Origin of the sequence: Psychrobacter sp. TB55-MNA-CIBAN-0194, assembly GCF_040309505.1 — a bacterium.
Lineage (GTDB): Bacteria > Pseudomonadota > Gammaproteobacteria > Pseudomonadales > Moraxellaceae > Psychrobacter > Psychrobacter fozii.
Genome location: NZ_JBEOOW010000591.1, coordinates 1 through 250, shown reverse-complemented (window position 1 = coordinate 250; position 250 = coordinate 1). Strand labels below are relative to the sequence as shown.

Sequence of the window (250 nt, the reverse complement as noted above, 5' to 3'; positions counted from 1 at the left end):
AGAGCAAATCAGACTATATCTGGATGAAATCCCTGCTCATATCACGCATATTGCTTTGATTGCCAACTCCTATTACGGACAACCTTTTACCAGAGTTAAAAAAGGCGAGATTCATCTCAGCGATGATGAAGGTAACCGCTCTTTTGAGGTCAATTTAAAGCAGCTGCCACGTGATTGCGTGACGCTGTGGGTTGCCCATTTGCGCCGAGAAGTAGATGACTGGCATCTAACGTTACAGAACCTGCCACTC

The 250-nt window shown here is 45.6% G+C and carries 1 pseudogene; it reads left to right on the top strand.

The window, feature by feature from the left end:
- Window positions 1-250, top strand: a pseudogene (locus AAEY75_RS16390) (TerD family protein); the annotation flags it as partial.